Source organism: Bradyrhizobium sp. (assembly GCF_017881085.1).
Lineage (GTDB): Bacteria > Pseudomonadota > Alphaproteobacteria > Rhizobiales > Xanthobacteraceae > Bradyrhizobium.
The window spans coordinates 1-14,073 of the sequence record NZ_JADGRI010000123.1; the positions used below are offsets into that span (position 1 = coordinate 1).

The 14,073-nt window shown below is 62.9% G+C and carries 13 protein-coding genes; 6 read left to right on the forward strand and 7 right to left on the reverse strand.

The features are described from left to right. On the reverse strand, positions 1-462 hold a 462-nt coding region (locus tag QZ213_RS13660; RefSeq protein WP_291686603.1), incomplete at its 3' end, for a tRNA (cytidine(34)-2'-O)-methyltransferase. Positions 463-744: 282 nt separating this feature from the next. On the opposite strand from QZ213_RS13660, the gene petA reads away from it, so the two are divergent. The 3 genes from petA (at position 745) to QZ213_RS13675 (ending at position 4,284) form a co-directional block, all read left to right on the forward strand. Further along, a complete protein-coding gene (gene petA / locus QZ213_RS13665; RefSeq protein ID WP_291686604.1) occupies positions 745-1,275 on the forward strand; it encodes a ubiquinol-cytochrome c reductase iron-sulfur subunit in 531 nt (176 codons plus the stop codon). Positions 1,276-1,339: 64 nt separating this feature from the next. Then, the gene (locus tag QZ213_RS13670) at positions 1,340-3,409 is read left to right on the forward strand and encodes a cytochrome c1 (protein ID WP_291686605.1); all 2,070 of its coding nucleotides are present in this window, start codon (positions 1,340-1,342) and stop codon (positions 3,407-3,409) included. Between the two features lie 200 nt (positions 3,410-3,609). Then, the gene (locus QZ213_RS13675; RefSeq protein WP_291686606.1) at positions 3,610-4,284 is read left to right on the forward strand and encodes a dienelactone hydrolase family protein; all 675 of its coding nucleotides are present in this window, start codon (positions 3,610-3,612) and stop codon (positions 4,282-4,284) included. On the opposite strand, the gene QZ213_RS13680 is transcribed toward QZ213_RS13675, so the two are convergent. Beyond that, positions 4,265-5,338, reverse strand: coding sequence for a VOC family protein (locus QZ213_RS13680; RefSeq protein ID WP_291686607.1), 1,074 nt, complete (start codon positions 5,336-5,338; stop codon positions 4,265-4,267). The two genes, QZ213_RS13675 and QZ213_RS13680, sit on opposite strands and share 20 nt — an antisense overlap. Before the next feature lie 434 nt (positions 5,339-5,772). On the opposite strand from QZ213_RS13680, the gene QZ213_RS13685 reads away from it, so the two are divergent. Then, entirely contained in the window at positions 5,773-7,935 is a 2,163-nt protein-coding gene (locus QZ213_RS13685) for an anthranilate synthase component I (RefSeq protein ID WP_291686608.1), read from the forward strand. 136 nt (positions 7,936-8,071) lie between these two features. Continuing rightward, a complete protein-coding gene (locus tag QZ213_RS13690; RefSeq protein WP_291686609.1) occupies positions 8,072-8,611 on the forward strand; it encodes an adenine phosphoribosyltransferase in 540 nt (179 codons plus the stop codon). A 60-nt stretch (positions 8,612-8,671) separates the two neighbouring features. Here the strand turns inward: QZ213_RS13690 and QZ213_RS13695 are convergent, their stop codons facing one another. The 4 genes from QZ213_RS13695 to QZ213_RS13710 form a co-directional block, all read right to left on the reverse strand. Beyond that, complete coding sequence (locus QZ213_RS13695) at positions 8,672-9,340, reverse strand: hypothetical protein (RefSeq protein ID WP_291686610.1); 669 nt, start codon at positions 9,338-9,340, stop codon at positions 8,672-8,674. A gap of 59 nt (positions 9,341-9,399) precedes the next feature. Further along, positions 9,400-10,155: a hypothetical protein gene (locus QZ213_RS13700; RefSeq protein WP_291686611.1), complete on the reverse strand. Its 756-nt coding sequence runs from the start codon at positions 10,153-10,155 to the stop codon at positions 9,400-9,402. A gap of 322 nt (positions 10,156-10,477) precedes the next feature. Next, complete coding sequence (locus QZ213_RS13705) at positions 10,478-11,683, reverse strand: M48 family metallopeptidase (protein WP_291686612.1); 1,206 nt, start codon at positions 11,681-11,683, stop codon at positions 10,478-10,480. Between the two features lie 32 nt (positions 11,684-11,715). Beyond that, positions 11,716-12,276, reverse strand: coding sequence for a LemA family protein (locus QZ213_RS13710; protein WP_291686613.1), 561 nt, complete (start codon positions 12,274-12,276; stop codon positions 11,716-11,718). Between the two features lie 881 nt (positions 12,277-13,157). Here QZ213_RS13710 and QZ213_RS13715 point away from each other — a divergent pair. Next, complete coding sequence (locus QZ213_RS13715) at positions 13,158-13,601, forward strand: hypothetical protein (protein WP_291686614.1); 444 nt, start codon at positions 13,158-13,160, stop codon at positions 13,599-13,601. A gap of 213 nt (positions 13,602-13,814) precedes the next feature. Here the strand turns inward: QZ213_RS13715 and QZ213_RS13720 are convergent. Beyond that, the coding region (locus QZ213_RS13720) for a small ribosomal subunit Rsm22 family protein (protein WP_291686615.1) at positions 13,815-14,073 on the reverse strand (259 nt) is incomplete at its 5' end.

Consider the following 14,073-nt stretch of genomic DNA (forward strand, 5'->3'; position numbering starts at 1 on the left):
CGCCTCCTTCAGTGCGGGACCGGTCTGCCGCAGCGCCTCGCCCAAGGCCATCGCCGATGCGACCGCGACGTTCAGCGAGCGCAGGCCGGGCTTGATCGGAATTACCAGCCGGGCGTCGGCGGCGCCAGCGACGTTGTCGGGAACGCCCGCGGATTCCCGCCCGAACAGCAGGATGTCGGCCGCACTATAGCGAAAATCAAGATAGGAGGAGGCGGCCTTGGTCGTGAACAGGATCAGCCGGTAGCCCCCATCCCTGCGCCATTGCTCGAATTTTGACCAGGAATCGTGGCGCATAATGCTCACCTGGTCGAGATAATCCATGCCGGCGCGGCGGAAGTGCCGGTCGGACACCGGAAAGCCGGCGGGCTCGATAATATGGGCTGATACGTCCAGGCAGGCGCAGAGACGCAGAATCGTCCCGGCGTTCTGGGGAATATCGGGCTGGAAAAGCGCAATCTGCATTGTCGTGACGGCCCTTCCGGTCTCCCCATGAAATGTTTGGATAAATAGCCGCTCTGCGCGGAATTAGTGCATTGCACGTTGGCCAGCCGATAGCGGGCTTGCGCTCTTCCGGCAAGGGTGCCAATAGAACGATTCTGGACTGCTTCCGACTGGCGACTGGCCGGGAAGAGTGGTCTTTCTGCCGCCGCGGGGGTCGCGGGCGCCGGCAGCCTGTCTTGGGGTGTCGTTGATGCGTTGCCTCGGGCGGTTCCACCGGCTGCAGCTGAGAAAGGGTTTGGAATCGTGACGACAGCGTCTTCGGCGGATCATCCCACACGCCGTGATTTCCTTTTTGTCGCAACGGGAGCTGCCGCCGCCGTCGGCGCAGCGGCCACGGTCTGGCCGCTGATTTCCCAAATGAACCCGGATGCCTCGACCATCGCGGCCGGTGCGCCGATCGAAGTCGATCTGGCGCCGATTGCCGAGGGTCAGGACATCAAGGTGTTCTGGCGGGGCAAGCCGATCTATATCAGCCACCGTACCAAGAAGCAGATCGAAGAGGCGCGCAGCGTTCCCGTCGCGAGCCTGCCCGATCCGCAGACCGACCAGGCCCGGGTCAAGGACGGCCACGACCAGTGGCTGGTCGTAATCGGCATCTGTACCCACCTCGGCTGCATCCCGATCGCCCATGAGGGCAATTACGACGGCTTCTTCTGCCCCTGCCATGGCTCGCAATACGACTCCTCCGGTCGCATTCGCCAGGGACCCGCACCCGCCAATCTGGCAGTGCCGCCCTATCAATTTGTTTCCGACAGCAAAATCCAGATTGGCTGAGTCTCGGACCTGTTTTCCGAGACTTTGAGCCCTTCGCGCCGTCTTTTTTCCTCAGGATCGCATCATGAGCGGACCATCCGACTACCAGCCGACCAATCCAGCCTTGAAGTGGATTGAGCGGCGCCTGCCGATTATGGGTCTCGTCCATTCCTCGTTCGTGGCCTATCCGACGCCGCGCAACCTGAACTACTGGTGGACCTTCGGCGCCATTCTTTCGATGATGCTCGGTGTGCAGATCCTGACCGGCGTCATCCTGGCGATGCACTATACGCCGGACGCCACCATGGCCTTCAAGTCGGTGGAAGGCATCGTGCGCGACGTGAATTACGGCTGGCTGTTGCGCAACACGCACGCCGCCGGCGCCTCGATGTTCTTCCTCGCGGTCTACATCCACATGCTCCGCGGCCTCTATTACGGGTCGTACAAGGAGCCGCGCGAAATTCTCTGGATCCTCGGCGTCATCATCTACCTCCTGATGATGGCGACGGGCTTCATGGGCTATGTGCTGCCGTGGGGCCAGATGAGCTTCTGGGGGGCCACCGTCATCACCAATTTGTTCTCCGCCGTGCCCTATTTCGGCGAGAGCATCGTGACGCTGCTGTGGGGCGGCTACTCGGTCGGCAATCCGACGCTGAACCGGTTCTTCTCGCTGCATTATCTGCTGCCGTTCGTGATCGCCGGCGTGGTGGTGCTGCACGTCTGGGCGCTGCATGTCGCGGGCCAGAACAATCCGGCCGGCGTGGAAGCGAAGACCGAAAAGGACACCGTGCCGTTCACGCCCTACGCCACCATCAAGGATGCGTTCGGCATCTCCTGCTTCATGCTGTTCTTCGCCTGGTTCATCTTCTACATGCCGAACTATCTCGGCGATGCCGACAACTACATTCCGGCCAATCCCGGCGTGACGCCTGCGCATATCGTGCCGGAATGGTATTACCTGCCGTTCTACGCGATCCTGCGCTCGATCCCGAACAAGCTCGCGGGCGTGATCGCGATGTTCTCGGCGATCCTCGTGCTGGCGTTCCTGCCGTGGCTCGATACCGCCAGGACCAAGTCGTCGAAGTATCGTCCGCTGGCCAAGCAGTTCTTCTGGATCTTCGTCATCGTCTGCGTGCTGCTCGGCTATCTCGGCGCGCAGCCTCCGGAAGGCATCTATGTGATCGCCGGCCGCATCCTGACCTTCTGCTATTTCGCCTATTTCCTGATCCTGCTGCCGCTCTTGAGCCGGATCGAGACGCCGCGGCCGGTCCCGAATTCGATCGCCGCCGACGTGCTGGCGAAGACCGGAAGCAAGACCGCGCCGATGGTGTCCACCGTGATCGCGTTGATGGTCGCCGGCGGGCTATTGGCCGGCAGCGTGCAGAATGCCCGCGCCGAGGAGCAGGAAACGCCGCCGTCGCTGAAATGGTCCTTCGCCGGTCCGTTCGGCAAGTTCGACGTCGGGTCAATGCAGCGCGGTTTGAAGGTCTACAAGGAAGTTTGTTCCGCCTGTCACTCGCTGTCCTATATCGCGTTCCGCAACCTCGCCGATCCCGGCGGTCCCGGGTATACGACGGAGCAGGCGGCTGCCCTTGCGTCCGAGTACAAGATCAAGGACGGTCCCAACGATCAGGGCGAAATGTTCGAGCGGCCGGGCCGGCCGGCGGATTATTTCCCGTCGCCGTTCCCCAACGAGCAGGCCGCGCGCGCGGCCAATGGCGGCGCGCTGCCGCCCGATCTGTCGCTGATCACCAAGGCGCGCTCCTATGAGCGCGGATTCCCGAGATTCATTTTCGACTTCTTCACCCAGTTCCAGGAGCAGGGCCCGAACTACGTCGATGCGCTCCTGCAGGGCTTTGAGGAAAAGCCGCCGACCGGCGTGACCATCCCGGAGGGCTCCTACTACAACAAATATTTCCCCGGCCACGCCATCAAGATGCCGAAGCCGCTCAGCGACGGCCAGGTCACCTTCGACGACGGCTCGCCGGCGACGGTGGCGCAATACGCCAAGGACGTCACCACCTTCCTGATGTGGACCGCCGAGCCGCATATGGAGGCCCGCAAGCGGGTGGGCTTGCAGGTGTTCGTTTTCCTGATCATCCTGACGCTGCTGCTTTACTTCACCAAGAAGAAGGTCTGGGCCGACGCCCACTGAGATTGGCGGCAATGACGTAAATTTGAAAAAGCCCCTGCGGGGGCTTTTTGTTTTGAGCGCACGTCATTCCGGGGCGATGCGATAGCATCGAGCTATGGTGCGCACCATCCCGGAATGACGGAGTCTGATTGCGTTGTCACCGCGTACCGGACAAAATGGCCGCCGGTCCGCCATCCCGAAACAGACCACCGGAGGAACTCATGGGTACCAGCATCTCGTTCAAGCGCCCGGACGGCAAGGACGCCAGCGGCTATCTCGCCAACGCCGCGCGCGGCAACGCGCCTTGTGTGGTCGTGATCCAGGAATGGTGGGGGCTTTCGGAGCAGATCAAGGGGATGTGCGACCGCTTTGCGCTCGCCGGCTTCGATGCGCTGGCGCCCGATCTCTACAAGGGCAAGGTGGTGCCCTATCACGACACCGACGCCGCCGGAAAGGAAATGAACTCGCTGGATTTCATCGACGCAACCACGCAGACCGTGCGCGGTGCCGCGCAATATCTCGGCCGCAACGGCGCCAAGGTCGGGCTGACCGGCTTCTGCCTCGGCGGCGCGGTCACCATCATCGGCGCCGCCAAAATTCCGGAGCTGGCGGCGGGCGTGGTGTTCTACGGCATTCCGCCGGAGCAGGCGGCAAAGCCCGCAGACGTGAAGATTCCGCTGCAGGCGCATTTCGCCAACAAGGACGACTGGTGCACGCCGCAGCTCGTCGACGGCTTCGAGAAGGCGATGAAGGCCGCCGGCAAATCGCTCGAGCTGTTTCGGTATGACGCCGAGCACGCCTTCGTCAACGAGCAGCGGCAATCGGTGCACGACCGCGCCGCCGCCGAACTCGCCTGGGGCAGGGCGACGGAGTTTTTCAAGAAGCATCTGGGATGAGATTTCTCTCTGGTCGTCCCTGCGAAAGCACGGACGACCACGTTCTCTGCTGGGCGCCCGCTTTGCTCACCCCGTCCCACCACGGGCACGTTCCCGGCATCAGTTGATAGTTGCCCGCCATCACCTGCACCGGCGCGCGCCGGCCTTCCGCCGCGGCGCGCATCCGCATCTCGCGCGCCACTTCACGGTCGGCGGCCGACAGCCAGACCCGTTCATGTCCCCACAGGCTGGGGCCGTCACGCATCTCGACCGGTTGCCAGTTCGCCGGATCGATCTCGCGGCCGCCCCAGCCGCATTCGATCATGAAGGATGACGGCGACTTGCAGTAGAACGAAGTCATGAGGTCGTTGGTGTGGCGGCCGAGCGTGACGCTGATGCAATCCTGCCGGGTCAAGGCGATATCGTAAGCCTGGCCGACATCGTCGAGCGAAAACATTTCCATCATCAGGTGGTGCATGCCGCTCTTGCCGGTCTCGATCATCGCGAGACTATGGTGGCGCCCATTGACGTGGAAGAAATAGGCGCGGAACGGCTTGAGAATGTAATCGCTGAGCCCGAAGCCGAGCACGTCGACATAGAACGCCATTATCGGATCGATGTTCTCGACCGTCAGCACGGCGTGGCCGAGGCCGAGCGGGCCGGTGCGAAAGCCCGAGATCGAGCGGCCCGGGCTGAACGACTCATCTGCAATCTCGGCGCCGTGGAACGCTTCAAGCCGATTGCCTGCGGGATCGCGAAATGAAATCAGCGCATGAACGCGCCTGGCATCGGCCAGCGTCCGCGGCTCGGCGGTCACTGCGATCCCGGCCGCTTCCAGCCGGGCGGCGAGCGTATCCAGCGCGGCCGCATCAGTGACTTCCCAGCCGAAGAAACGCGACCCCTCCGGCAGCGAGCGGTCGATGACGATGCGCTGCTTGCGGTCGTCCATCCGGAACGCCAACAGCGAGGGGCTGTGCTCCACCGCCTGCAGGCCGACCAGACCGGTGCCGAACTGCCGCCAGTCGTCGAGATCGGCCGAGCCGAACCCGGCATATCCCAGTGCCCTTACCGCCATCGCTCATCTCCCGTGTTTTAGTTCTTGGGCTGAATCCTATGCATTTTTGGGAGGACAGGCGAGCGGTCTTGCCTGCGGTCCATTCGCCGGCGTGATGGCGTTCCCTCTCCCGCTTGCGGGGGGAGGGTGAGGGTGGGGGCCAGCCCGACGAACGGTACTTGTTGCGGCCCCCACTCCAACTCTCCCCCGCATGCGGGGGAGAGGGCCGATCGCCCGGGCGGCATCGGCGTGCCCTTGACTCGCCGCTCTGCCATGGTGTTTACGTGGGCCATGAACACCGTCGTCCGCAAGGCTTGTCTCTGGTGGCGCACCTCCTGAAGAGGTGGCCGGTGCGATTACATTTTCTCAAATCGTCAGGGGTCGCCAACGCAGTTCGGCGGCCTTTTCGTTTGTCCTGTGTGGCGTTCCCTCGGCAAGTTTCGTAAGAGGATCACATGAACAGGACAGCCTTCTCCCTGCCCGCCCGCAGCGAATATCGCACCCGTGGCGGGCTTTCGGTCACGCGGTCGGTGGAGCAGTTTTCGGGCGGCGCCAACCGGCTCGATGACCTGATCGACCTGCTCGATCGGCGCGCTGGCGTGGTGCTGTCGTCGGGCACCACGGTGCCGGGCCGCTACGAGAGTTTCGATCTGGGCTTTTCCGATCCGCCGCTGCGGCTGGTAACCAAGGGCTCGGACTTTGCGCTGGAAGCGCTGAACGCCCGCGGCGAGGTGTTGATCTCTTTTCTCGCCGACGTCATCAGCGAACCCTGCGTCGTCATCTCGGAGAAAAGCGCCTCCCGGCTCAAAGGCCATATCCTGCGCGGCGCGGCGCCGGTCGACGAGGATCAGCGCACCCGCCGCGCCAGCGTGATGTCGCTGGTGCGCGATCTCGTGGCGGCGTTCGGCGCCAATGAAGATCCGCTGCTCGGCCTGTTCGGCGCCTTCGCCTACGATCTGGTATTCCAGATCGAGGACCTCGTGCAGAAGCGTCCGCGCGAGCAGGATCAGCGCGATATCGTGCTCTATGTGCCGGATCGCCTGCTGGCTTACGACCGCGCCACCGGCCGCGGCGTGGTGCTGAGCTACGATTTTGCGTGGAAGGAAAAATCGTCCGAGGCCCTGCCGCGCGAGACCGCCGAAAGCGTTTACGCCAAGACGCCCCGGCAGGGATATTCCGATCATGCGCCCGGTGAATATCAGGCGACGGTGGAGACCGCGCGCGCCGCGTTCGCACGCGGCGATCTGTTCGAGGCGGTGCCGGGGCAGTTGTTCGCAGAGCCTTGCGAACGCACGCCTGCGGAAGTGTTCCAGCGGCTGTGCCGGATCAATCCGTCGCCCTACGGCGCGCTGATGAATCTCGGCGAGGGCGAGTTCCTGGTGTCGGCATCGCCGGAGATGTTCGTGCGCTCCGACGGCAGGCGGGTCGAGACCTGTCCGATCTCCGGCACCATCGCGCGCGGCGTCGACGCGATCGGCGATGCCGAGCAGATCCGGCAGTTGCTGAATTCGGAAAAAGACGAATTCGAACTCAACATGTGCACCGACGTCGACCGCAACGACAAGGCGCGGGTTTGCGTGCCCGGAACAATTAAAGTGCTCGCGCGGCGCCAGATCGAGACCTACTCGAAACTGTTTCACACCGTCGACCACGTCGAGGGCATGCTGCGGCCGGGCTTCGACTCGCTCGATGCGTTCCTCACCCACGCCTGGGCGGTGACGGTAACCGGCGCGCCGAAATTATGGGCAATGCAGTTCGTCGAGGACCACGAGCGCTCGTCGCGGCGCTGGTATGCAGGCGCGATCGGCGCGGTGAATTTCGACGGCAGCATCAATACCGGACTGACCATCCGCACCATCCGGATGAAGGACGGCCTCGCCGAAGTGCGGGTCGGCGCCACCTGTCTATTTGATTCAGATCCCGCCGCCGAGGACAGGGAATGCCAGGTCAAGGCGGCGGCGCTGTTTCAGGCGCTGCGCGGCGATCCGCCGAAGCCGCTGTCGGCGTTCGCGCCGGACGCCACCGGCTCCGGCAAGCAAGTGCTGCTGATCGACCATGACGACAGTTTCGTGCACATGCTGGCGGATTATTTCCGGCAGGTCGGCGCCAACGTCACCGTGGTACGGCATGTGCATGCGCTGGACATGCTGAAACAGAAGAACTGGGATTTGCTGGTGCTGTCGCCGGGGCCGGGGCGGCCGGAGGATTTTGCCATCTCCAGGACCATCGCTGCCGCGCTTGCAAAGAAGCTGCCGATCTTCGGCGTCTGCCTCGGCGTGCAGGCGATCGGGGAATATTTCGGCGGTAAGCTCGGCCAGCTCAGCCAGCCCGCGCATGGCAGGCCGTCACAGGTCGAGGTGCGCGGTGGGCGGCTGATGCAGAACCTGCCCCATGAAATCGTGATCGGCCGCTATCATTCGCTCTATGTCGAGCGCGACAGCATGCCCGACGTGCTGAGCGTGACCGCCAGCACCGAGGACGGCGTTGCCATGGCGATCGAGCACAAGACGCTGCCGGTCGGCGGCGTGCAGTTTCATCCGGAATCGCTGATGTCGCTCGGCGGCGAAGTGGGCCTGCGCATCGTCGAAAACGCGTTCCGGCTGGGTGGTGGGAATTGATTACGAAGCCTCACGTTCGTCATTCCGGGATGGTGCGAAGCACCAGACCCGGAATCTCGAGATTCTCAGGTGCGCAATTGCGCACCATAGCTCAATGCTTCGCATTGCCCCGGAATGACATTTGAAAGAGACACCGATGACTTTTGAATACGATTTGAAGGCCGCCGTCCGTACCATTCCGGATTATCCGAAACCGGGAATCCTGTTTCGCGACATCACCACGCTGCTCGGCGACGCCCGTGCCTTCCGCCGCGCGGTCGACGAGCTGGTGCAGCCGTGGGCGGGCAACAAGATCGACAAGGTCGCCGGCATCGAGGCGCGCGGCTTCATCCTCGGCGGCGCGGTGGCGCACCAGGTCTCCGCCGGCTTCGTGCCGATCCGCAAAAGGGGCAAGCTGCCGCATACCACGGTGCGGATCGCCTATTCGCTGGAATACGGCCTCGACGAGATGGAGATGCACGCCGACGCCATCCATCCCGGCGAGCGCGTCATCCTGGTCGACGATCTCGTCGCCACCGGCGGCACCGCGGAGGGCGCCGTCAAGCTGATGCGCCAGATCGGCGCCAATGTGGTCGCGGCCTGTTTCATCATCGACCTGCCGGACCTGGGCGGCGCCGCGAAATTGCGGGCGATGGACGTGCCGGTGCGAACGCTGATGTCGTTCGAGGGGCATTGAGGTTCTTCAACCTCGCCCCGCTCCCTCCACGGGTCGTCCCTGCTTTCGTGGAGACGACGGCTACGACTGCTGGAGAATAAGACTCAGCTCCAGCTCGCGGAAGCTCAAGTAATTCCTGCGGATCCATTGATGAAGTTCGGTCGATGAATCCCGCTCGCCGCGCAAATAGCCGGTGAACGAGAAGCTCAGCCGGTCGACATAGGTCTTCAGGAAAGTCGGCAGAGCGGCGATGCGCAGGACCCGGCCCTGGGTCATGACCTCGGGCAGTTCGCCGCGCACGAAATATTCGTTGTCGATGACGATCAGCGAGGTCTTGGGGATCTGCCTTCGCAGCATGTCATAGCCGCGCGCCGAGACCCGGTCGGTATCGGCGACGAACAGGATGACGGGCGAGACGCCGCGCCGCACCGCCTCCTTCATGAATCCGATTTCCTCCGACATCTTGAAGAACTCGTCGAAGGCGTGAAAGCCGAGATCGATCACCTTGGAGATGCCGTCATTGAGGATCAGCCGGTCCATCAGCGCCATCTTGCCGAAGGTGTCCTCGACCTCGGCGGTCTCGGCGATATCGGGCAGGTAATCGAGCAGCGACGGCTCTTTCAGGTTGAGATCGAAGGCCACCACGTCGCCATTCTTCAGCAGCAAAAATTCGCTGAACTGCCGCGCGATCAGCGTCTTGCCGACCAGCGGACGGGGCGAACAGATGATGTAGACGGGCGTGGTGTGCATCCAGCGCTATATCAGGCGAAAGGGACGCCCAATCCAGCCAATTAGCGCCGGATACGCAACTATTTTTCGCCGCTGCGCGACAACGGCTTGCCGGAGCCGACCAGGTCGGTCAGCTTGATGCGGTCGAATTCGCTCCAGACATTGGCCAGCCAGTGGCGGACATAGCCGCGCAGCACGAACGAATAGTTCGCGGCCTCGTCGTGGGTGCCCTTGTTGGCGACGAATTTCAGGAACGGCACCGAGGCTACTTCGACCTGCTCATAGGCCATCTCGTTCAGCTTGGGGATGGTGAGCTCGGTGGCGTCCTTGATGCGGTGAAAATAGGAATTATAGGTCGCCTGGTCCCATTCGAAGAAGCTCGTGTTGTTGATGAAATTCTTCACCAGGAAGTATTTCGCACCCGCCATAAAATTCGCGGTTTCGGCGATCTCGTCCAGCGAGGCGATCGAGGGGCCCAGGATATGGAACACGGCAAAGGTGATCTGGCCGGACTTGGCGGCGTCGAGAAAGCCGATGTCGCGGAGCGATGCCAGCGCGGGCGACAACAGGCCGGCGCGGACGTCGATCACGGTGACCGACGGGCTTGCCGCGTTCAGCGTATCGAAGATCTTCATCTGGTCCGAGGTCGTCGTCATGTCGACGATCTCTGTGATGTCGGGGTGGAAACGCCTCAGGGTGCCGCGCGGGGATTCGGTATCGAAGGCGCGGGTCGGTACATTGTTGGCGCTGAAATAATCAAGCAGGGTGCGCGAGACGGTGGTCTTGCCGACCCCGCCCTTGTCGGCACCCACCACAATCACAACTGGCTTAGCCATAAAATTCCCTTACCCGTCATTTTGTCCGAAGCACGATCCTAGAACAAACCAGGCCGTTTGTTTCCGCAAAAACCGGCATTTGCCGCGGATCATGCGTCCGAATCCCCCGACCGATTGCACAGTCCCGGCTCGGTGCGGTTCCATCCCTGCTTTGGGCGCGAACATGGCAGAAACAAGGGCGAATCAATTCATTAATCGCGTTTTCGAGCGAAGGGAGACCGGTTCGCGCGAGGAAAACCCGTTAAAAGGGTGCCGGAGAAAATCTCGCGGATTCGTCCGTGAGGAGCGGCAACCCGGAGCGCGCCGGCGTTTGCCGGGCGGCCTAGTGGCGGCCCCACGGCCCGGGGGGAGGATCGCCCCAAGGACCATGCGATCTGCCGGGCGTTGTGCCGGCGGGGTCTCGGGCACGGCTCCAGGGACCCGATGGCAGGGGCAGCTGGGTTTTGCCGGTTTCCGGCGGCTCCCGGTCGTCCGGTTCCTCCGCCTCCGACGGCAGCGCCAGCGGTCCGGGATCGTGTCCACCGGCAAATTTCACCAGCGCCTCGACCCGGGAATCCACCGAGGGGTGGGTCGCGAACAGGTCGGCGAAGCCCTCGCGCGGGTTGTCGACGCACAATTCCATCACCGCCGAGGTCGCGCCGGGAAGCTCGCCGCGGTTCTCGATCTTGCGCAGCGCCGAGATCATGGCGTCGGGGTTCTTGGTCAGTTCGACCGATCCGGCGTCGGCCAGCAGCTCGCGCGAACGCGACAGCGCCAGCTTCACGAGCTGTGACAACAGCCACGCCAGCGCGATCAGCACGACCGCGATGATGATCACGACGATGGCGCCGCCGCCGGATCCCTTGCGGTCGCCATCCGAAGATGAGGACGAGGACGAGGACGACGACGACGACGAAGATGACCATGAGCCGCCGCCATAGTAGCCGAAATTGGTGAACGCCCGGAAGAACAGCTCGCCGAAGAATCCGACCACGCCGGCGATGATCACCGCGACCACCATCATCTGCACGTCGCCGTTGCGGATGTGGGTGAGCTCGTGGCCGAGCACCGCCTCGATCTCCTGGTCGTTCAGCGCCTTCAACAGGCCCGTGGTGACGGTGATGGCATATTGCCGCTGGTTGAGCCCGGTCGCGAACGCGTTCAGCGCATCGCTCTCCATCACCTTGAGCTTCGGCATCGGGATGCCGCGCGAGATGCAGAGGTTTTCCAGGAGATTGTAGAGCCGGGGCTGTTCTTGCCGCGTGACGCTCTCGCCGCCGGTGACGGCGTCGATGATCGATTGATGGAAGAAATAGGCGATCACGATCCACAGCGCGGCGGCGACCGTGGCATAGGGGAAAGCCTCGACCAGGTCGCGCGCCGCCGCCGCCAGATAATAGTCGACCGTCGCATCGCTGTTGACCACGACTTCCGCGACCAGCGCGCCGGCATAGACGATGACGTAGAACAGCACGAACAGGCCGGCGAGCAGCACCATCGAACGAAACTTGTTCGAGGCGATATGCGTGTAAAGACCGTAGGCCGCCATGATGGGCTAATCCGCCGGGGTATTGTGTCGGCTCAGAACTTCACCTGCGGCGCCGCCTCGACTTCGGTCCTGCCGGCGCCGAGGTCGAAGAAATCCTTGCGGGTGAAGCCGAACATGCCGGCGAAAAGGGCTGCGGGCATCTGCTGGATTCCAGTGTTGTATTCCTGGACCGCGTTGTTGAAGAAGCGGCGGCTGGCGGCGATCTTGTTCTCGATGTCGGACAATTCGCTCGCCAGCTGCTGGAAGTTGGCGTTGGCCTTGAGGTCCGGATAGGCCTCCGACAGCGCGATCAACCTGCCGAGTGCGCCGCTCAACTGGTTTTCCGCCGCCGATACCTGCGCCGGCCCCTGCGCGGAAATCGCGGAGTTGCGGGCCTTGATCACCTCGTCCAGCGTGCCGCGTTCGTGCGCGGCGTAACCCTTCACGGTTTCGACCAGGTTCGGAATCAGGTCGTGGCGCTGCTTGAGCTGCACGTCGATGTCGGCGAAGGCCTGGCCGACCCGCTGGCTGAGCGTGACGAGGCGATTGTAGGCGCCGAACGCGAAGAGAACGAGAATGACGAGGATGCCAAGAACGATCCAGCCCGATGACATGACGAGGACTCCTGATGAGACGACCGGCGCGCAGCCTAGAGGAAAGATCGGCGCGCGTCTGCGGCCCCGATATGGGGGCTGCGCGGGTTGGTCGCTACGGGAGTTCGGGAAGTTCAAGGGCCTCCGCGGCACCGCACCGCAGCGCCGCGAAGCCGGGAGATGGCCCGGACCATGGTTTTTCTTGAATGGGCTTGTCCGTGCGGTCGCGGCGGCGCGCCGGCGACAAGCTCTGCGACGACGGCCACGGCGCTGCTTGCTCTCGCGTTACCGGAGCGTAGCGATGCCATTAACTATACCGGAACTTCTCGCGGCAGGCCCGCGACGCTTAAAGTCCAGTTAAGATTTCCATACGACTCATAGTCGACCAGCGCGAAAAACATTACGCAGCAAGAATTGCGGGTGGAGCTCAACCTCTTTAGGAGGATTGCTTGAGAACGCTTTTCATTGGCGCGCTGGCTGCAACCCTGGTTGGTTGTAGCCGCCAGGTCCCGCCGCAGGTGGCCACGGGAATATGCCCTGCCACGAAGGGGTTCGCGTGTCTCGAGAGGACAGTTGGGCCGCCGATCAATTTAGCCTCATTCAGGATCAAGTCCACGGCTGGGGAGGTCAAATCCGCAAGCGTACGGAAGACCAAGTCGCCGTCCGCCGACGCCCATCACGGGGCGCGTCTTTCAGGTAAGACGTCAATACCCAAGACAAAGTCGGCGAAAGCTGCCCTTCCGGCGTCCCGCGTCGGGCTTCCTACGAGTCCACCGAAGACGCGATCGCGGCCCCCGGGCGACGTTGCCGCTACGGAATCCAGTACAACGCACGTAAGGCTCGTGGGGGCGCTTCCGACCGTCGGCCATCGTGATTCCAACACTAGAACGATCGAGGCACAGGTGGCGGCCGCGGCCGACGTAGCTGATCGTATGACGGTCGCGACCGCGGCCTCCGACATCAGGGCGAACGACGGAGACGGTTTCCGCAATACTGAAAAGCTCAAATCCCCTTCAGCAAATGACACGGACCTTCTGGTTGCCGTTCTGATGGCTCGTCCCGAGATCAAGTCGGTGTCCGATCTGACCGGCAAGACGATTGCAATTGATGACAGGTATTCTGCGTCTAACGGCGGGGTCAGGACGGCGATCGTGGCCGCCGGGGCAACTGAAGTCCAACTTAGCAAGAGTCAAACAACGGCAATCAATCGGCTGGTCAATGGAGAGGTCCCGGCTGCAGTTCTGGCATTGGTGTCTGCTGAAGCGGCGATGGGGTTTCCTGAAATCGCAGGTTTCAAGACTTTTCACATCCCTCTGTCGCCTCGTGCTTTGAAGGTTCGTCCCTAGGCGAGGCGGGGAAAGGTTGTCGACGGTTCGGCGGAGTTATTCGTTATGGAATGCGCATGCGCCCAGGGCGCACTGTTTCGTTCCCATTTCCGTTGCTGGCACGCCGCGTCATTTCGCTGCGAAGCGAAATTTGGTCGCTGTCGCGGCATGGCGGCATAGAGAAAGCCATACCAATCAGGCCCGAATTGCGGGTAAACGCCTAGTCTTCCTCCATCACGGCATCGCCCCAGCGCCAGCGGCGGGCGCGGGCGCAGCCCGACTTGGCGCGGTGGGGCATCTTTGCGATGGCGAGGCCTCGGCGCTGCAAAGTCTTGCCGTCACTTCGATCTTGGTGGCGACGGGCTGCGCCAGCACCCGGGCGGGATGCAGCGAGACCGCGGCGCGGGTCAGCGCGAGATAGCTGAACTTCTCGTCCTCGAACGGAAGCTCGACTTCCTTGATCTGTTTGTGGGCGCGCGAGCGCGGCAGCCGC